The organism is Salinicola sp. V024, assembly GCF_052645315.1.
The window spans coordinates 85,055-102,615 of the sequence record NZ_JBQXYB010000010.1; the positions used below are offsets into that span (position 1 = coordinate 85,055).

Sequence of the window (17,561 nt, forward strand, 5' to 3'; positions counted from 1 at the left end):
GATTCCATTCAGGAGGGAGCCAGGATGTCAGAATCGCATTTTCCCCCGCAGCATCAGACTCACCAGCCGGGCGACGAGCACGACATGCAGCCCGAGCCGGAGTTCATCCGCGATGACTATCGCGGTACCGACAAGCTCAAGGGCAAGGTGGCATTGATCACCGGCGGCGATAGCGGTATCGGCCGTGCGGTAGCGGTGCACTATGCCCGCGAAGGGGCCGACTGCGCCGTGGTCTACCTCGATGAAGATCGCGATGCGGAAGACACCAAGGCGCTGGTCGAAGCCGAAGGTCAGCGCTGTCTGCTGCTCAAAGGTGACGTGGTCGACTCCGCATTTTGCCGCGAGGCGGTCGAGCGCACGCGCAGCGAACTCGGCGGGCTCAACATTCTGGTCAACAACGCTGCCGAGCAGCATGACTGGGACGACGTGACGCAAATCACCGACGAGCAGCTGCAGCGCACCTTTGCCACCAACATCTTCAGCCATTTCTATTTCGTGCGTGAAGCCCTGCCGCATATGGGCGCTGGCGATACCATTATCGCGACCTCGTCGGTCAATGCCTTCAAGGGCAACGCCACGCTGATCGATTACTCGTCGACCAAGGGTGCGATTCAGGGGCTGGTGCGCTCATTGGCGCAGTCGCTGGTGGAGCGCGAGATCCGTGTCAACGCGGTCGCGCCGGGGCCGGTCTGGACGCCATTGATTCCAGCCAGTTTCGATGACGAGAAGGTCGAGGGCTTCGGTGGTCAGGTGCCGATGAAGCGCGCCGGCCAGCCCAGCGAGATGGGCCCGGCCTATGTCTATCTGGCCAGCCAGGAGTCTTCCTACATGACCGGCCAGACGATTCACCTGAACGGCGGCGTGATCCTGAATACCTGAGGGTCCCGGGCGCAAAGTACCTGCGCTCGGCGACTTTTCGGCCCCAACCTATGCTGGCGGCTCGGGGGGCGTCTTGCCGCCGATCTTGGCGGTGATCTCGCGGGCCGTCTCTGCTACCAGTGCGGCCAGTTCGGGCAGGCGGGAGTCGTCGATGCGCGCCACCGGTCCGGAAACGGAGATGGCGGCCAGCGGCAGGCCGCTTTCATCGTGGAGCGTGGCGGCGACGCAGTTGAGGCCGATGGCATGCTCTTCGCGATCGACGGCGTAGCCCTGGCGTCGAATCTCGACCAGTTGGTCGCGCAGCCTATCGACATCGGTCAGCGTATTGGGCGTTTCGCCCTCGAGCGTGCGCCCGGCGACGATCTGCTCGAACTCCTGGGGTGGCATCCACGCCAGCAACGCCTTGCCGACACCGGAGGCGTGAAGCGGCGCCCGAGACCCGAGACGGGTGATCATGCGCATCATCTGTTTGGACTCGCTCTGGGCGAGATAGACCACCATGCCGTCGTCGCGGATACCCAGATTGGCGGTTTCACCGCTGGTGGCGGTGAGTCGGCGCAAGAACGGGCGGGCGGTGGCGACAAAGTCCCGCGCTTCGAGAAAGCTGTTGCCGATGCGAAAGGTCTTGACGTCGATCTTCCACAGGCCGCTTTCGACGTCCTGGGTGATAAAGCCCTGATGGAACAGCGCCTGCAGCAGGCGGTGGGTGGTCGAGGGCGCCAGCTCGACGTCTTCGGCGATATCGGAAAGCGCCAGCCCATCCGGCGCCGCCGCCAGACCCTCCAGAATGGTCAGACCCCGGACCAGAGACTGGCTGTGCCCGCCGCTGCTCTTGGCGCCGCCCGCCGGTCGACCGACCGATCGCCGCTTGGGTTCTGTTTGCTGATCCTGCTGCGTGTCAGTCGCCCGCCCCTGCTGCCGTTCAGTCGCCCGATGCCGCTGCTGTTCAGTCGCCCGGTTCTGCTCTTCGTCCGTCACCCGTCGCCGCTCTCATGATCGCCTTTATCAGGCGCTCAGGATAACCGCTCGATCCGGTGGTGTCTGTGCGCTATCGGCTACGACTTTCGGTGGCTCGCTGCTCCAGGCGCAGCCGCGCGATCCGGTGGATCTGATCGATGGCGGTGCGGCGTTCCTGTTCGGGCGAGTGATGCAGGCGCGTCTCGAACGCCGCGAGGATCGCATGGCGATCGAGCCCGCGAACGGCGATGACGAAGGGAAACTCGAAGCGTTCACGGTAAGCGTGATTGAGCCGCTCGAAGCGTGCGAACTCTTCCGCGGTGCATTGATCGAGCCCCGCGCCGGCCTGCTCGCTGCGGGAATCCTGCGTCAGCTCGCCGCCGATCGCCGCCTTACCGGCCAGATCCGGGTGAGCGCGGATCAGCGCCAGCTGGGCATCGGCCGAGGCCGCATCCACCTGCCGGCGCAGCCGCTCTGCCAGTCCGGCGGGGGTATCCTGGGCCTCATCGAGGCCGAGATCCCAGCTCTGCGCCGCGATCCACGGCGAGTGTTCGTAGATCTCGCCATAGCTGGCAATGAAGGTGGCGCGGTCCAGCTGGCTGGGCCGTGGGGAGAGAAGCGCTGGGGTCATGGGGCCTCCGGTTGACCTTTGTATACAAACACATTTGAATGAGGCTAACGCCTTGCGCGCTCGGCAATCCACTGTTTTCGAGCCTGCCGCGCCCGTCACTCCATCGAGGTCATCATGAGCGACACCCTCAAAGGTTATCTGACCACGCACGTGCTGGACACGGCCCGCGGTCGCCCCGCCAGCGATCTGCGCATCGAACTCTATCGGTTGGAGGGCGGGACCCGTCTGAAGCTGGCCGATGTCGTAACCAATGCCGACGGCCGCTGCGATGGCCCGCTGCTGGAAGGCGCGGACTTTACCGCAGGGATCTACGAATTGCTGTTTCACGCTGGTGACTATCTGGACGCCGACTCCCTAGGCGCCGGTCAGCAATCCGCTGGACGTTTTCTCGATCGGATTCCGCTGCAGTTCATCGTCGACTCTCCCGACGAGCATTATCACGTGCCGTTGTTGTTATCGCCGTACAGCTACTCGGCGTACCGAGGTAGTTGATGACGACGACGCTGATCCATAACGCCGAGCTGATCGCGACGTTCGACGATACCCAGCGCGAGTTGCGCAACGCCAGTATCCGGCTGGAGGACGATCGCATCGTCGCCATCGGCCCGGCGGAGGCGCTGACAGAAGAGCGAGCCGGGCCGGCCGACGTCGTCATCGATGCGCGGGGTCATGTGCTTTTGCCCGGATTGGTGAACACGCATCATCACTTCTATCAGACCCTGACGCGCAACCTTCCTGCCGGGCAGAACGCCGAGCTGTTCGACTGGCTGGTGACCCACTACCCGATCTGGGCGCGGCTCGATCCGGAATCGCTTCACGCCAGCAGCCAGATCGCCGCGGCCGAACTGCTGCTGTCGGGCTGCACCACGGCAGCCGATCACACCTATATCTGGCCCAACGGGGCGCGCATCGACGATCAGATCGCGGCGGTTTCCGAGCTGGGGCTGCGCTTTCACGCCTCGCGCGGTTCGATGTCGGTGGGCGAATCCCAGGGCGGGCTGCCGCCGGACAGCGTGGTGGAATCGGAGCGGGCGATTCTCGACGATACCCAGCGCGCCATCGAGCGCTATCACGATGCGTCCGAGCGAGCGATGACCCGCATCGTGGTCGCGCCCTGCTCGCCGTTCTCGGTCTCCCGTGAGCTAATGGTCGAGAGCGCCGCGCTGGCCCGCCATTACGGCGTGCATCTGCATACGCACCTGGCCGAGAGCCGGGACGAGGAAGCTTTCTGCCGCGAACGCTTCGGCTGCACGCCGGTGGAATACGCCGAGCAGGTCGGCTGGGTCGGCAGCGACGTCTGGTTCGCGCACATGGTGCATCCGCATGCAGACGAGATCACGCGGCTGGGTGGCCACTGCTGCGGTACCGCGCACTGCCCCAGTTCCAACATGCGGCTCGGCTCCGGAATCGCCCCGGTGATGGCGATGCATCGCGCCGGCATGCGCGTCGGTCTGGGGGTCGATGGCAGCGCCTCCAACGATGGCTCGCACCTGCTGGCGGAAGCGCGCCAGGCAATGCTGCTGGGCCGGCTGCAGGGTGACATGAGCGAGTTCACCGCGCGCCGAATGCTGTGGTTCGCCACCCGCGGTGGGGCATCCACCCTGGGCCGAGACGATATTGGCCAACTCGCGGTGGGCAAGGCCGCCGACATCATCGGCTACCGGCTCGACTCACTGGCGTTGGCGGGTGGCGCGATTCACGACCCGCTGGCGTCGCTAGTGTTCTGCCAGCCGCCGAGCGTCGATCTGTCGATCGTCAACGGCGTGCGCCGTGTCGAGAATGGCCAACTCCTCGGCCATGATCTCGATGCCATGGTGGCGAGGCATAACGTCTGCGCCCGGCGGCTGGTGGAGGCTTGACGGCCCCGGGGGCGACGGCCATCCCGAGGCTGTCATCTCCAGGACCGGCGTATACAATCGGCTCATCGGTCGAGGGATGTGGAAGACGCACGCTGGGTGGAGCGAACAACGATGGCAACGAGCGCAAACGCAGCGACGGCGCAGGATGAACGACGAAACAGCAAAGCGAGCGGACGCAGTCGCGGCGCGGGCAAGGCCGGCGACGGTGCCGAACGTCACGAAACGATCTATCAGCAGATTCGCGAGGCGATCGTCGAGCACCGTCTCAAGCCGGGTGCGCGGCTGCGCGAGGACGCGCTGGCGGAAGTGTTCGGGGTCAGCCGCACCGGCATTCGCAAGATTCTCCAGCGACTGGCGCTCGAGTATCTGGTAACGCTGACACCACGCCGGGGCGCCAGCGTCAGCCGACCCACGATCGAGGAGGCGCGGGACGTGTTCGCTGCGCGCCAGCTGGTCGAATGCCAGCTGATGCCGTGGGTTTCCCGCCGCCTCAAACCGGCCGACGCCAAGGCGTTGCGCACGCTGGCAACGAGCGAGCGCCAGGCTTTGCGCAGCGGCGAGCAGAGCCGCGCCATTCAGCTTTCCGCCCAGTTTCACCAGCGTCTGGCCGAACTCTCGGGCAATACGCCGTTGGCGGAGTTCATCGAACGGCTCTGCTCGCGCTCGTCGCTGATCCTTGCGGTCTATGGGGATTCGGGGCATCTGGGCTGCGAATCCCACGATCACGACGAGTTGATCGCGCTACTGGAAGCCGGCAAGGAGGAGCGCGCGGTGGCCTTCATGCAGCGTCATCTCAAGGCGATCGAGGCGTCGCTGTCGATCGAGGAGAGCACCGATGAAGCGCCGGACTTAAGAGCGATCTTCGGCCAAGGCTCTGGCTAGATTCGACTACTTGCCCCAATCGGCGAAGCGCCCACTGAACGGCTTGGGTCGCGGAAAGGCGAGATCGCCGTGCTTGCTGGTGCCCAGGCCCAGCGATACCAGCGATTCCGCCAGTTTCACCGCGGCGCTGACGCCTTCGATCACCGGCATGCCGAGGTCATGCGTCAACCGCTCGGTGAGATCGGCCATGCCGCCGCAGCCGAGCACGATGGCACCGATGCCGTCGTTATCTTTCGCCCGCTGGCACTCGTCGAGCAGCGCCTGATAGGCGTTGCCCGCCGGATTCTCCAGTTCCAGCACCGGCAGGTCGGTGGCTCGGACTCGGCGACAGTGATGGCGGAAGCCGTACTGGTCGAGCAAATGTTCGGCGATGATCGCGGTGCGCGTGAGTGTGGTGACGACCGAGAAGCGCGTGCTGATCAACGTCGCCAGGTGAAAGCCCGCTTCGGCGATGCCGATGACCGGAGCGCGAGTCAGCTCGCGGGCGGCGAGCAGGCCCGGATCGCCGAAGCAGGCGATGACATAGGCGTCCATGCCCAGCGCTTCACCCCGGCGAATCTCCTCGAGTACGCCGACCGCACTAATCGCCTCGTCGAAGTGACTTTCGATCGATACCGGCCCGCTATCCGGCTGGCTGACATGGATCCGGGTGCTTTCCGCGGCCACGCGGCTGGCGCAGGCACCGATCTTGTCGGTCATGCTGGCGGTCGTATTGGGGTTGATGACGTGGATCTGCATGGCATGCCACCTTGGCGAGGCGAGAAAATCGCGATAGGTTTGTTTTGTCCACAAAAATAACCGATTTTGAATACAATATCGATGAAGGCCGGTCCGAAACCGGCATCTCGACGAAAGACAAAAAGGCGTTGCGCATGCTCTCTCCAGACTATCCTCGCGACCTGATCGGTTACGGCCGTACGCCACCGCACGCCAACTGGCCGGGCGGGGCGCGCATCGCCGTGCAGTTCGTGCTCAACTACGAAGAGGGCGGCGAAAACAGCGTCCTGCATGGCGATAGCCATTCCGAACAGTTTTTGTCCGAAATCGCCGGTGCCGACGCCTATCCTGACCGCCACCTGAGCATGGAGTCGATCTACGAGTACGGCTCGCGGGCCGGGGTGTGGCGCGTGCTGCGCGAGTTCGAGCGCCGCGGTCTGCCGCTGACGATTTTCGGCGTGGCGATGGCATTGGAGCGCAACCCGGAAGTGGCCAAAGCGTTCCATGAGCTGGGCCATGAAATCGCCTGCCACGGCTATCGCTGGATCCACTACCAGAACGTGCCGGAAGCGGTCGAGCGCGAGCATCTTCAGCGCGCCCTGGCCATTTTCCAGTTGCTCTACGGCGAGCAGCCGCTGGGTTGGTACACCGGCCGAGACAGCCCCAATACCCGGCGTTTGCTGCTCGACCAGGGCGGCTTCCTCTACGACAGCGACTACTACGGTGACGACCTGCCGTTCTGGATGCCGGCTGAGGACAGCCAGGGCAATACCCATCAGCATCTTGTCGTCCCCTACACGCTGGATACCAACGACATGCGCTTCGCCTCGCCGACCGGCTTCGATCACGGCGAACCGTTCTTCCAGTATCTGCGCGACGCCTTCGACGTGCTCTACGCAGAAGGCGCGGAGACGCCGAAGATGCTGTCGATCGGGCTGCACTGCCGGCTGGTCGGTCGCCCCGGGCGGTTTCGGGCGTTGCAGCGCTTCCTCGATTATCTCGAAACGCACGACCGGGTGTGGATAACTCGGCGTGTGGATATCGCCCGTCACTGGGCGACGGTGCACGCTAGATAACGATGTCGTAACTCGTATGGAATTTAAGGATAAATTATGTGGGAGCAATTAGAAGGTATTGTCAGTAATTTAGGACTCGAAGGTTTTGGAACAGCAATCGTTACGTTGGCGCTTATCTATCTTGTTAAAAAAGAGCCGTCCAAAATATTTATTCATTTTCATGAGCAAAAACATAAAAATATCGATCATTTGATCAACATATCTCAAAGTGTCGATATAACGCAGGACTCAAAGGAGCATATAGAAGAATATATAGATGGATATATTTTTAAAAAAATTTATCGCATAAATGCTTGTGCAGGGATGCGTAATTCTCTTTTTCGGTTTTATAAAGCTCATCAGAGCCTCATAGGCTGGCACAATCTCAGAAGAGCCTATCCTTACCTAGTTCAACGAAAAGATTCAATTGATGTAAAAATTCGGTCGAAAGACGTGATTTGGAGATGGGTGGTAAGCGCATTTAGTTACTTGGTTGGTGTATATGCATTATTAGTCTTTTTAGTCGCATTTATTTCTCTGTTTGACGATAAATTAAGGTTTTTAGGTTTATTAGGTGGTGGTGTTTTGCTGCTCTTCGCGGCGTTGATTTTTAGCTCGTTGAATTGGCCATATCATAGTGCAATAAAAATACAGCGTGCGAAAGCAAGTAGATCGTAGAATCATTTATTTACTAGGGGAGAGAGCATGCCGCAACGCAGTCACGACACGCCCGATAGAACCTACTACGCCCCCCACGGCGGCTTGCCGCCGCAGAGTCAGCTGATCCACGGTCGCGCGGTCTTCACCGAGGCCTATGCGGTGATCCCCAAGGGCGTGATGAGCGACATCGTCACCAGTTTCCTGCCGCACTGGGAAAAGACCCGGCTATGGGTACTGTCGCGGCCGCTGTCCGGTTTCGCCGAAACCTTTTCCCAGTACATCATGGAAGTCTCCCCCGGCGGCGGCAGCGAGCGCCCGGAGCCGGACAGTGGCGCCGAAGGCGTGCTGTTCGTGGTCGAAGGGGAGATGACGCTGACTATCGCGGGAGAGACGCACGAGATGGCACCGGGCGGCTACGCCTATCTGCCGCCGGGCTGCGATTGGCAACTTCGCAACGCGAGCGATACTCCGGTGCGCTTCCACTGGATCCGCAAGGCGTACGAATTCGTCGAAGGTATCGACGCACCGCCGGCGTTCGTGACCAACGAGCAGACTATCGCGCCGACGCCGATGCCGGATACCGACGGGCGCTGGGCGACCACGCGCTTCGTCGATCCCGCGGATCTGCGCCACGATATGCACGTGACCATCGTCACCTTTCAGCCGGGCGGCGTGATTCCCTTCGATGAGACCCACGTGATGGAGCACGGGCTCTACGTGCTCGAGGGCCGCGCGGTCTATCACCTCAACCAGGACTGGGTCGAGGTCGAGGCCGGCGACTACATGTGGCTGCGCGCCTTCTGCCCGCAATCCTGCTATGCCGCCGGGTCGGAGCCGTTCCGCTACCTGCTCTACAAGGACGTCAATCGACACATGAAGCTCAGCCTGTCCTGACGGCGATCAACCGCTTTCAGCCAAAGCGGGAAAGCCGATAGGGCTCCAGTGGTGGCAGGTCGTCGCGGTGGGTCGTCGTGACGGACGTGGCGTGTTCGCCGGGGCCGGCCAGATCGGCGATCAGCTCTGCGGTGATTGCCGACTGGGTCAGCCCCAGGTGGTGGTGGCCGAACGCCAGCAGCACACGGCCGTCGCACACGCGATCGATGATCGGCAGCGAGTCCGGCAGCGACGGGCGAAAGCCCATCCACGGCGTCGCGTCCTCGGCGTCGAGATCGGTCTTGAACAGGCCCTGGCTCAGGCGATGCAACTGCCACGCTCGCCCCATGTTGGGCGGTGCCTCCAGTCCCGCGAACTCCACGGTGCCAGCGAGCCTGAGGCCGGTTTCCATCGGCGTCATGATGAAGCGGCGCTCCAATGATGTGACCGCGAAGGGCAGACGGTCGGACTCGCGGGGCAGCATCAGGTGATAGCCGCGTTCGGTATCCAGCGGTACGCGCTTGCCGGTGAGCTGGGCGGTCAACGCCGCCGAGTGGGCGCCACAGGCGACGAGCACCTGCCCGGCCTCGCGTTCGGCAGCATTGGTCGTCACGGCGACGCCTTTCGCGGTCAACCGAGTCGACTGCACGGTTTCCTGCTGGAAACGAACGCCCTCGCGCCGGGCAGCTTCCATCAGGGTGGTGACCACCCGCCACGGATCCAGCACGTGGCCCGTGGCGGGAAAGAACAGCCCGCCCTGCAGCGCGTCCGAGAGCTTCGGCGCCGCGCGCTGAATCGCGTCCCTATCCCAAAGCTCGACCGGCACCTGCTGTTCGCGCATGCGCGACTCGAGCGCTTCGAGCTTCGAGTGCGACTCCGGCTTCTCGTAGACTAGCAGCGAGCCGTCCGCCTTGAGCAGGTGGCTGCTATCGACCGATGCCAGCAGGCGTTGCCACGCCGCCAGGCTGCGTTCGTTGAGGGCGCGGATACCGGCAACGCTTTGGCGAAAAGGCGCCGGGCGCAGATTCAGTACCAGCCGGGTCAGCCACGGCAGCGCCCGGGGCAGGTATTTCCAGTCCAGCCGCAGTGGCCCCATCGGGTCCATCAGCATGCCGGGCAGCGATCTGAGAATTGAAGCATCGGCGATCGGGAAGACCTGCTCCGTGGCCATGTGTCCGGCGTTACCGTAGGAAGCGCCACGTCCCGGCTCCTGTTTGTCCAGCACCAGCACACGGTGACCTTGACGCGCCAGCGCCAGGGCGCTGGTGACACCGACGAGACCGGCCCCGACAATGATGATGTCGGCATTGCTCTCTGTCTCAGGCGGAACAGGATGAGATGGGTCCGACATGCGCTACCTCACGACCGGGGCAATAGGGGAAAGGCTGACGAATCAGGCGTTGCGCAGACTCTTTTCCAGCACCGCCGCGATACCTTCCGCGGCGTCCTTGATGTGGGTTTCCAGCAACTGGCAGGTTCTGTCGACATCGCCCTGGCGGGCCAGCTCCAGAAGCTGGCGATGCTCGGCTTCCGCCTTCTCGATCTCGCGGGTGTAGACCAGCTGCATGCGGATATAGCGCCCGGATTTGGTGTTGAGCTGGCCAATCATGGCCAGTGTTTCCGGTAGCTTCGAGGGCGCGTACAGGGCGTGATGAAACGCAAAGTTGTAGTCGCTCCAGTTGTCGATCTGGCTGCCGGAGTCGAGCGCCGCATCGTACTGGCGCAGGATGCTTTCGGCGTGATCGAGATCCGCCGTCGTCAGGTTCGGAATCGCGTAACGCAGCACGTAGGTCTCGAGCAGCACGCGCAGGTCGAACAGCTCGCGAATCGCCGCCACGGAGAGCTCGGTGGTAAAAGCGCCACGATGGGCGTGGAATTCCACCAGCCCTTCGGACTCCAGCGTCAGCAGTGCCTCACGGACGGGGATGCGGCTGACGTCGTAATCCTTGGCCAGCGCATCCTGGCGTAGCTGGGAGCCACCCTTGAACTCGCCGCCGAGAATGCGTTCGCGCAGATCGTCCGCTACGTACTGGGCTCGGGTCTTGAAAGTCGCCATGAAGTCTCGTCGTTTCGCAGAATCTGGATATTGTATGCAATCCATATGGCTCCCGCCGACTTTTCAGGCCCGTGCTCTCTTCAAGATCAGCGTTGCAAGATCAGCGTTGCACGATCGGTGTGGCAAGATCGGTGTGGCGGCAAGACCGGCTCACGCCGCGTCGAGCTGCGCCGACCACTGCGCATACCACTCTCGGAACAGCGCGTACTGGGTATCGACGTAGCGGCGCTGCGCATCGCTCAGGACATCGCTTTCGTTGAAGTGCAGTTCGTAGGCGCTGTCGCCGTTGAGTACCATCAGGTACTTGTAGAAAAGCACCAGATCCACGCCTTCATCGAAGGAGGAGAGCACCGCCAGCGCGGACTCCAGCTCCTGGGCCAGGCGCCGGGCTTGGGGATCGCCCTTGGCGGCTTTCTGGCTCAGCGCGACCAGCTGCAGCACTTCCCGTGGCAGCGCATTGCCGACCCCGGTAATGGCGCCAGTGGCGTTGCAGTTGACGAAACCGTGGAACACCTGGGTATCGACCCCCACCATCAGGCTGACGTCGTCATCCTGGGAGGTGATGTGCTCGGCCGCGTAGCGCAGGTCGTCTGCACCGCCGAACTCCTTAAATCCGATCAGATTGGGATGTTCGCGTCGCAGCGCGAAGAACAGCTCGGCGCGGGTGGCGAAGCCGTAATAGGGGCTGTTGTAGATCACCGCCGGCAGCTCAGGGGCGGCTTTCAGAATCGCCGAGAAGTGCGCCTTCTGCGCCGCGGGCGCGGTACCGCGAGAGAGCACGCGAGGAATGACCATCAGCCCCTGGGCGCCGACCTTGGCCGCGTGGGCGGCGTGGGAGACGGCTTCCTTCGAGTTGACCGCGCCGGTACCGACGATGACGGGTACGCCGGCGGCAACCAGTCGCGCCACGCCTTCCTGGCGTTCGGCCTCGCTCAGTAGCGGCCAGTCGCCCATCGAGCCGCAGTAGACCACCGCGCGCATGCCGAGATCGACCAGCTCGCGTCCCTTGGCAACCAGCGCGCCATAGTCGGGCGTGCGATCGGCGGTGCAGGGGGTCATCAGGGCAGGAATGCAGCCGGTAAAGATGGAGTCGTTCATGGTTGTCCTCTGGAATCTGTTGATGATCTGTCGGGATGAGCCTACGGATGGCTATTTCCCGTATGGCTACGACGCAGTGATACCCCAGGCAAATGAATCGTTTTCGTCGATCAGCAGGGTGGCATCGGCGGTCATGTAAGCGCTGCCGGTAATGAACGGGCGCACCATGCCCTGCGCCTGGTCTTCCCATGCATAGCGTCCCTCGAAGCGGCTGCCGGTGATGCTGGCCTGGACCCAGATCTCGCCGGGAGCCAGCTTGCCGTCGGCGGCGAGACAGGCCAGCTTGGCGCTGGTGCCGGTGCCGCAGGGGGAGCGGTCGTAGGCCTTGCCGGGGCAGAGCACGAAGTTGCGGCTATCGGCCGGGTTTTCCGTGCCAGCGTCGTCGGCGAACAGCTCGATATGATCGATGTGGCCGCCGTTTTCACCGGTGATTGCCTGTGTGTCCAGGGCCTGGCGGATCGCCCAGGTAAAGGCCGTCAGCGCTTCCTCGTTGGCCAGGGTTACCGTCTGATCATGCTCGCCGACCAGAAAGAACCAATTGCCGCCCCAGGCGATATCGCCATGCACCACGCCGTAGCCCGGCACCTCGACCGGCACGCGCTGGCGGTAGCGATAGGCGGGCACGTTGCGCACCGTCACCGTGCCGTCCTGGTGCAGCGTGGCGCTGACCGGACCGACGGTGGTGTCGATCTTGTGTTCGCCGGGCGCGATCATTCCGAGATGATGCAGCGATGCCACCAGACCGATCGTGCCGTGGCCGCACATGCCCAGGTAGCCTGAGTTGTTGAAGAAGATCACGCCGCAGGTCGCGCCTGGCGTAACCGGTTCGCAGTAGAGCGCGCCGACCAGTACGTCATTGCCACGTGGCTCCAGCAGGCAGGCGCGCCGCCAGTGGTCGTGGGATTCCCGCAGCGCGTCGCGCTTCTCGACGAGAGTGTCGCCGGGCAGCGCCGGGAAGCCGGACATGACCAGGCGCGTCGGTTCTCCCCCGGTGTGGGAATCGATGACGTGGATTCGCTTCATGCTGGTTTCCCCCGATCTGAGCGGACCTGCGAAACGTTCGGCAGGCACCGAACGCATGAATTTCCCAATATTGTAGATTTTATACAATCTTCATGGCGCGATGTGAAGTCATACCGTATGACAAAGGGAAAACGAAAAAGCCGGCGCCAAAGGCGCCGGCAAGAGAAGACCAGGAAAGGAGAGAAGATCTCAGCGTGAATCACGCCCTTTCGAGAATCCCGTTTTCCTGCGGCATGCAGGCTCAAGGAATGATTCGCTGGGCCTTGAGTCTATCGATGGCGGCCAGCAGCGACTGACTCGAATCCATGCGTTCGGTGAAACCCGCGGAGTAGATCTTGTTGGTGTCGGAGACGACGTCGGTTTCAGTGTGGAAGATGAAGTCACCAAATCCCCAGCCAACGAGTTTGGCGAGGTCCGGCTCCACCAGATTGTGCTTTGAAGCCAGCTCGCGCCAGAGCGGGCCCTTGTCAGCCATGTGCGTCTTAAGGTTCAGCGGCACCGGTTCGGCAGATGGCATGCCGAGATGTCTGGCGACGTCGCCAAACATCCGCTCCCAGCGGAAGGTATCGGTATTGGTGACGTTGAAGGCTTCGCCACCCGGCGCGTGTAGAGCGGCCCAGCGGCTGGCGCGTCCGAGCAGGGCGGAATCGGTGGTCTGCACGAGTTGCTGGAACGCCTTGTCGCTGCCGGGGAATCGAAGCGGAATCCCCAGCGCGCGAGAAATTTCGGCATAGACGCCGATCACCAGTGCGATGTTCATCGGATTGCCATGGATATCGCCCACCACCACGTCTGGCCGCAACGCGACAAAGTCCCAGTCCGCCTTTTCGGCACGCGCGCTGAGCTGAGCCTCTTGTGATTGGTAGATGTTGGGTGGCATGTGCGGCGGATCGGATTCACGCGCGGGCGTGCGAACCTTGGCTCCCAGATGAATACCGTAGATCTTGAACCCCTGGTAGATCACGACACGTTGGAGCGGTGCGCCGACGGCTTTCAGCCCATCGAGGAGATTGGCCAGCATCTGGCCGTTCTCTTCCGCTTCCTTGGCGAGATCGTCTCCCGGCTTTAGCGCCGCATAGAAGACATGCGTCGTGTCGGCCGCCCGTTTCAGGGCTTCGCGTGTGGTCTCGGGGTCGGTGAGATCGGCCTTGAGGGTATCGAAACCTTCTACGTCTCGTCGGCCTAGAGCGCGTACCTTCCAGCCGCTGTCGGCCAACTCGTGAGCGGTAGCATGGCCGATGATTCCGCCGGCGCCGGCGACAAGGGCAACGGGATTCTGAGTGCCTGTGCTCATGACATGACTCCTGGATGGTGCATTGGCGATATCGTGTTCGAAGCTGTTTTCGGGGGCGGGGCGTCAGGCGATGGCGCCGCCGCCATCCACGCGGACCGTGGAGCCCGTAGCGAAGCCGGTCGCCATCAGATAAACGATAGCGTTGGCGATATCTTGGGCCTGGCCGACTCGCCCGACGGGCAATGCGTCAGCGACCGCTTCGAAGGTCCGGTTGCGCTTGGCCTCGTCCATGCCATGCCACAACGGCGTATCAATCATGCCGGGTGAAACGGCATTCACGCGTACCGGGGCCAGTTCGAGTGCCAAGCCGCGGGCCAAGCCTTCCAGCGCTGCGTTGATCGCGCCTTGCAGCACCGAGCTGGCCGACGGTCTGTCGGCAAGAAAGCCGGAAACGAACGTCAGCGAGCCGCTTTGATTGAGCGATGCTGCACGCGCAATGCGGTATGTCCCCCAGAATTTGCTTTCGAGCGCGGCGTGGGCTTGATCTAGCGGCAACTCCCTTACCGGTCCAGTCGGAGTCTGGGCTGCTGATATAACGATATGATCCCAAGGCGCATAATTGGCGAAGAACGCTTCGATGGCTGCATTGTCGCTGGTGTCGAGTGTCGCAGTTTCGACGCTGCCGGCGATTCGAGCGGCGGCGGTGTCCAACTTGTCCTGCGAACGTGAGGCGATGGTGACAGCAGCTCCCGCTGCCACAGCGCTCATGGCCGTTGCCAAGCCGATGCCGGAGCTACCACCGATGACGAGAACGCGCTGTTGCTCGAGTGAAAACATATGATGACTCCCGACGTGTCTTTCTATTCAGGGGGGATGGCCAAAGATTGAATTGTTCGTATCAACCGTGATCGAAAATCAGCTTAGCTGTTGCATTGAGCGATAAAAATGGTCTTAGGTTAGAAACATATTCAAATATGGGTTGATAAAGGTGTCGTGTGCTTGATGATCTCAATGAACTCAAGACCTTCTGCTACATATTAAGCTTAGGCAGTCTTTCTGCCGCGGCACGCGAGCTAGATACCAGTGTTGCCGTTGTCAGCAAACGGCTGAAATCGCTGGAGCAGCGTGTCGGCGTCGAATTGATCCATCGCACCACCCGGGCTCTTTCCGCGACGGAAGAGGGCGAGCGACTACGCAACGATGTCGAGCGAGCCTTAGAGGCCTTGGCGATCGGCGAAGCCAGATTGGTCTCGGGCCGCGATGAAGTTTTCGGCACCTTGACGGTCGTGGCTCCCGTTTCTTTCGGACGTCGCCACGTTTCGCCGGTCCTGCTTCAGCTCAGCGAGGACCATCCCCAGCTCAAGGTATCGCTCGGACTGGATGACTCTCTGGTCGATCTGGTCGCGGATGGCGTGGATATCGCGATTCGCATCGGGCAGCCAGCCGATAGCACGCTTCGGTTGAGAAAACTGGCGGACAATCGCCGGATACTGGTGGCCTCGACCGCATATCTCGACCGCTATGGTCGACCCACCACGCCTGATGCGTTGAAGGCGCATGCCTTCATTCGCCATGGCAGCTTCACCGCGAACGTCCGGCTCATAAATGACGACGGGCGAGCCGCTTCCGGGATCGGCCAAACGCGGCTGTCGGTCAACAATGCCGATGCGGCTTACGATTGGGCGCGGGCGGGCCAGGGGATTCTTATCAAGTCTCAGGTCGATGTCGCCGCCGATCTGGCGGCGGGAACCATCGAGCGTGTGCTGCCGGAATGGCATCTCGGCGAAGCGCCGATCATGGCGCTGTATCCCATGGGGAAGCAGTTACCGCGTAAGACGCGCCTGTTTCTCGATGCTATGGTCGCGGCTCTGGCGGATATCCGGCCGTAGCCTTGGCAGGCCGAAAGCGTTGCTCAGCTCATGACGCCACAGCCGCCGCGGCGGTGGCGCGGCGCATCGCCATCGAATAGAACATCGCCCCGAGCGCGCCGCCGATGAAGACCGAGAAGTGCCCGAGATCGCCCAGCGGCAGGAAGTTGATCACGATGCCGATCACGCTCGCCGCGATCACCGCCTTCACCGCCGCCGGATTGAAACCGTTGCGATACCAGTAGGGGCCGCCGGGATCGACGCTGAACAGGGCATCGACATCGATATGCCCGCGGCGGATGCGGTAGTAGTCCATGATCAGGATGCCGTAGAGAGGGCCGATGGCCGCTGCCAGCAGATCGACGGTGTAGTGGATGATCTCCGGGTTGCTGAACAGGTTCCACGGGGTCAGAAAGATCGAGCCGACGGCGGCGATGTAGCCGCCGGTGCGAAAGCTGATCCTGCTCGGTGCCATGTTGGAGAAGTCGAACGCCGGGGCGACGAAATTGGCGACGATGTTGATGCCGATGGTCGTCGTCACGAACGTCGCGGCCCCCAGTACGGCGATAAAGGTGTTGTCGAGGCGCGAGACGGTCTCGATCGGGTCGTCGATCATCTCGCCAAATACCGGAATCGTCGCCGAGACCATCATCACCGTGGTCGCCGAGAACACCAGGAAGTTGACCGGCAGGCCCCAGAAGTTGCCGCGTTTGACGTCATCGAAGGTGCGCGCATAGCGGGTGAAATCGCCAAAGTTGAGCGTCGGGCCGGCAAAATAGCCGGCGACGATGGCGGCCGCGATCACCATCTGCCACAGCTGTTCGCCGGGAGAGAGCTGGATATCGCTCAGGGTAAAGCTGATATTGGCCCAGCCCGCCTGCCACACCAGCCAGGCGGCGAGCGCGAACATCACCAGATAGACCGCCGGGCCGCTCCAGTCGATGAAGCGCCGGATCGAATCCATGCCGCGCCAGAATACGATCGCCTGCAGACACCACAGCAGCATGAAGCTGATCCAGCCCAGGTAGGAGAGCCCCAGGAAGCTGGGTCCGGCCAGCGATTCCATGCCGGGGAACAGGCGCAGGATCACGATGGTCAGGGCGTTGGAGGCGAGAAACGTCTGAATGCCGTACCACACCACCGCGATCAGGCCGCGAATCATCGCCGGAATGTTGGCGCCCAGTACACCGAACGAGAGCCGACAGATCACCGGGAACGGCACTGCGGCTTTCTGGCTCGGCCTCGCCATCAGGTTGGCGAAGATCTGGACGATGCAGATGCCCACCAACAGCGAGATCAGCACCTGCCAACCGGCCAGGCCGAGCGCGAACAGGCTGGCGGCGACCACGTAGCCGCCGACGCTGTGAACGTCGGAGAGCCAGAAAGCGAGGATGTTGTACCAGTTCCAGTTCTGCGTGGTTGGCGCCAGGTCGGCGTTGTAGAGCCGATCGCTGTAGCCGGGAGGTTGTTGCGACATGGCGTGTGCCCTCCGCGGGGCCGTCTTGTGATTGTGATCACATTTTTTGTATACAAGATGTGTGCCATTTTGGCCATTAACGATGGTCTAAGGTTGTCGCAATTGGGCAGGAGACGGTCGGCGACGAATAATCACGTCGCAGACCAAGGCGTTAGGCCGTGGGGTTTCATAAGGACCTGTTCGCTGGATCTCGGTAAAGCGCGCTCTACAGAGACCATTAAACAGGTTTAGAGGCTCATGATGAGTGGCAGAGCATGATCAAGGCGCAAAATATTGTTCCTCTGCACTCTAT

General features: G+C 62.2%; 18 protein-coding genes. 8 read left to right on the forward strand and 10 right to left on the reverse strand.

Annotated features, from left to right (window positions below):
- Positions 1–24 precede the first annotated feature (24 nt).
- Positions 25–879, forward strand: a complete 855-nt coding sequence (locus ACUN9V_RS14625) for an SDR family oxidoreductase (protein ID WP_445511938.1) — start codon at positions 25–27, stop codon at positions 877–879.
- 48 nt (positions 880–927) lie between these two features.
- Here the strand turns inward: ACUN9V_RS14625 and ACUN9V_RS14630 are convergent, their stop codons facing one another.
- Positions 928–1,857, reverse strand: coding sequence for an IclR family transcriptional regulator (locus tag ACUN9V_RS14630; RefSeq protein ID WP_445511939.1), 930 nt, complete (start codon positions 1,855–1,857; stop codon positions 928–930).
- Between the two features lie 70 nt (positions 1,858–1,927).
- A complete protein-coding gene (gene uraD / locus ACUN9V_RS14635; protein ID WP_445511940.1) occupies positions 1,928–2,467 on the reverse strand; it encodes a 2-oxo-4-hydroxy-4-carboxy-5-ureidoimidazoline decarboxylase in 540 nt (179 codons plus the stop codon).
- Between the two features lie 114 nt (positions 2,468–2,581).
- Here uraD and uraH point away from each other — a divergent pair, with 114 nt between their 5' ends.
- From uraH to ACUN9V_RS14650, 3 genes are all read left to right on the forward strand, one after another.
- The gene (gene uraH, locus ACUN9V_RS14640; RefSeq protein ID WP_445511941.1) at positions 2,582–2,959 is read left to right on the forward strand and encodes a hydroxyisourate hydrolase; all 378 of its coding nucleotides are present in this window, start codon (positions 2,582–2,584) and stop codon (positions 2,957–2,959) included.
- Positions 2,959–4,326, forward strand: coding sequence for an 8-oxoguanine deaminase (locus tag ACUN9V_RS14645; protein ID WP_445511942.1), 1,368 nt, complete (start codon positions 2,959–2,961; stop codon positions 4,324–4,326). The genes uraH and ACUN9V_RS14645 overlap by 1 nt, the downstream gene beginning before the upstream one ends.
- 111 nt (positions 4,327–4,437) lie before the next feature.
- Positions 4,438–5,208, forward strand: a complete 771-nt coding sequence (locus ACUN9V_RS14650) for a GntR family transcriptional regulator (RefSeq protein ID WP_445511943.1) — start codon at positions 4,438–4,440, stop codon at positions 5,206–5,208.
- A 6-nt stretch (positions 5,209–5,214) separates the two neighbouring features.
- Here the strand turns inward: ACUN9V_RS14650 and ACUN9V_RS14655 are convergent, their stop codons facing one another.
- Positions 5,215–5,946 carry an aspartate/glutamate racemase family protein gene (locus tag ACUN9V_RS14655; RefSeq protein WP_445511944.1) on the reverse strand — a complete coding sequence of 244 codons (732 nt, stop codon included), beginning with the start codon at positions 5,944–5,946 and terminating at the stop codon, positions 5,215–5,217.
- Positions 5,947–6,080: 134 nt separating this feature from the next.
- On the opposite strand from ACUN9V_RS14655, the gene puuE reads away from it, so the two are divergent.
- Genes puuE through ACUN9V_RS14670 form a run of 3 tightly spaced genes read left to right on the forward strand, consistent with a single transcriptional unit; the run spans position 6,081 to position 8,534 of the window.
- The gene (gene puuE / locus ACUN9V_RS14660; protein WP_445511945.1) at positions 6,081–7,001 is read left to right on the forward strand and encodes an allantoinase PuuE; all 921 of its coding nucleotides are present in this window, start codon (positions 6,081–6,083) and stop codon (positions 6,999–7,001) included.
- 36 nt (positions 7,002–7,037) lie between these two features.
- Complete coding sequence (locus tag ACUN9V_RS14665) at positions 7,038–7,658, forward strand: hypothetical protein (RefSeq protein WP_445511946.1); 621 nt, start codon at positions 7,038–7,040, stop codon at positions 7,656–7,658.
- Positions 7,659–7,685: 27 nt separating this feature from the next.
- Positions 7,686–8,534 (forward strand): bifunctional allantoicase/(S)-ureidoglycine aminohydrolase, encoded by an 849-nt coding sequence (locus ACUN9V_RS14670; RefSeq protein WP_445511947.1) that lies wholly within the window; start codon positions 7,686–7,688, stop codon positions 8,532–8,534.
- 16 nt (positions 8,535–8,550) lie between these two features.
- Here ACUN9V_RS14670 and ACUN9V_RS14675 read toward each other — a convergent pair whose 3' ends face one another.
- The 6 genes from ACUN9V_RS14675 to ACUN9V_RS14700 all read right to left on the reverse strand — a co-directional run bounded on the left by ACUN9V_RS14675 (position 8,551) and on the right by ACUN9V_RS14700 (position 14,761).
- Positions 8,551–9,864 carry an NAD(P)/FAD-dependent oxidoreductase gene (locus tag ACUN9V_RS14675; RefSeq protein WP_445511948.1) on the reverse strand — a complete coding sequence of 438 codons (1,314 nt, stop codon included), beginning with the start codon at positions 9,862–9,864 and terminating at the stop codon, positions 8,551–8,553.
- A gap of 42 nt (positions 9,865–9,906) precedes the next feature.
- A complete protein-coding gene (locus ACUN9V_RS14680) occupies positions 9,907–10,569 on the reverse strand; it encodes a GntR family transcriptional regulator (protein ID WP_439302936.1) in 663 nt (220 codons plus the stop codon).
- A 150-nt stretch (positions 10,570–10,719) separates the two neighbouring features.
- Complete coding sequence (locus ACUN9V_RS14685; protein WP_445511949.1) at positions 10,720–11,667, reverse strand: dihydrodipicolinate synthase family protein; 948 nt, start codon at positions 11,665–11,667, stop codon at positions 10,720–10,722.
- Positions 11,668–11,733: 66 nt separating this feature from the next.
- Positions 11,734–12,690 (reverse strand): 4-hydroxyproline epimerase, encoded by a 957-nt coding sequence (locus tag ACUN9V_RS14690; protein ID WP_445511950.1) that lies wholly within the window; start codon positions 12,688–12,690, stop codon positions 11,734–11,736.
- A gap of 241 nt (positions 12,691–12,931) precedes the next feature.
- A complete protein-coding gene (locus ACUN9V_RS14695; RefSeq protein ID WP_445511951.1) occupies positions 12,932–13,984 on the reverse strand; it encodes an SDR family oxidoreductase in 1,053 nt (350 codons plus the stop codon).
- Positions 13,985–14,047: 63 nt separating this feature from the next.
- On the reverse strand, positions 14,048–14,761 hold the full coding sequence (locus ACUN9V_RS14700; RefSeq protein WP_445511952.1) for an SDR family oxidoreductase: 714 nt from the start codon (positions 14,759–14,761) through the stop codon (positions 14,048–14,050).
- A 158-nt stretch (positions 14,762–14,919) separates the two neighbouring features.
- Between ACUN9V_RS14700 and ACUN9V_RS14705 the strand changes: the two genes are divergently transcribed.
- Positions 14,920–15,813 carry a LysR family transcriptional regulator gene (locus ACUN9V_RS14705; RefSeq protein ID WP_332779875.1) on the forward strand — a complete coding sequence of 298 codons (894 nt, stop codon included), beginning with the start codon at positions 14,920–14,922 and terminating at the stop codon, positions 15,811–15,813.
- Positions 15,814–15,841: 28 nt separating this feature from the next.
- Here ACUN9V_RS14705 and ACUN9V_RS14710 read toward each other — a convergent pair whose 3' ends face one another.
- Positions 15,842–17,269: an NCS1 family nucleobase:cation symporter-1 gene (locus tag ACUN9V_RS14710; RefSeq protein ID WP_445511953.1), complete on the reverse strand. Its 1,428-nt coding sequence runs from the start codon at positions 17,267–17,269 to the stop codon at positions 15,842–15,844.
- Between the last annotated feature and the right edge of the window lie 292 nt (positions 17,270–17,561).

Excerpts from the sequence above, each read along its gene's own strand:
- ACUN9V_RS14625 (WP_445511938.1), top strand. The coding sequence starts at position 25 with ATGTCAGAATCGCATTTTCCCCCGCAGCATCAGACTCACCAGCCGGGC.
- uraD (WP_445511940.1), bottom strand. The coding sequence starts at position 2,467 with ATGACCCCAGCGCTTCTCTCCCCACGGCCCAGCCAGCTGGACCGCGCC.
- uraH (WP_445511941.1), top strand. The coding sequence starts at position 2,582 with ATGAGCGACACCCTCAAAGGTTATCTGACCACGCACGTGCTGGACACG.
- ACUN9V_RS14645 (WP_445511942.1), top strand. The coding sequence starts at position 2,959 with ATGACGACGACGCTGATCCATAACGCCGAGCTGATCGCGACGTTCGAC.
- ACUN9V_RS14650 (WP_445511943.1), top strand. The coding sequence starts at position 4,438 with ATGGCAACGAGCGCAAACGCAGCGACGGCGCAGGATGAACGACGAAAC.
- ACUN9V_RS14655 (WP_445511944.1), bottom strand. The coding sequence starts at position 5,946 with ATGCAGATCCACGTCATCAACCCCAATACGACCGCCAGCATGACCGAC.
- puuE (WP_445511945.1), top strand. The coding sequence starts at position 6,081 with ATGCTCTCTCCAGACTATCCTCGCGACCTGATCGGTTACGGCCGTACG.
- ACUN9V_RS14665 (WP_445511946.1), top strand. The coding sequence starts at position 7,038 with ATGTGGGAGCAATTAGAAGGTATTGTCAGTAATTTAGGACTCGAAGGT.
- ACUN9V_RS14670 (WP_445511947.1), top strand. The coding sequence starts at position 7,686 with ATGCCGCAACGCAGTCACGACACGCCCGATAGAACCTACTACGCCCCC.
- ACUN9V_RS14675 (WP_445511948.1), bottom strand. The coding sequence starts at position 9,864 with ATGTCGGACCCATCTCATCCTGTTCCGCCTGAGACAGAGAGCAATGCC.
- ACUN9V_RS14680 (WP_439302936.1), bottom strand. The coding sequence starts at position 10,569 with ATGGCGACTTTCAAGACCCGAGCCCAGTACGTAGCGGACGATCTGCGC.
- ACUN9V_RS14685 (WP_445511949.1), bottom strand. The coding sequence starts at position 11,667 with ATGAACGACTCCATCTTTACCGGCTGCATTCCTGCCCTGATGACCCCC.
- ACUN9V_RS14690 (WP_445511950.1), bottom strand. The coding sequence starts at position 12,690 with ATGAAGCGAATCCACGTCATCGATTCCCACACCGGGGGAGAACCGACG.
- ACUN9V_RS14695 (WP_445511951.1), bottom strand. The coding sequence starts at position 13,984 with ATGAGCACAGGCACTCAGAATCCCGTTGCCCTTGTCGCCGGCGCCGGC.
- ACUN9V_RS14700 (WP_445511952.1), bottom strand. The coding sequence starts at position 14,761 with ATGTTTTCACTCGAGCAACAGCGCGTTCTCGTCATCGGTGGTAGCTCC.
- ACUN9V_RS14710 (WP_445511953.1), bottom strand. The coding sequence starts at position 17,269 with ATGTCGCAACAACCTCCCGGCTACAGCGATCGGCTCTACAACGCCGAC.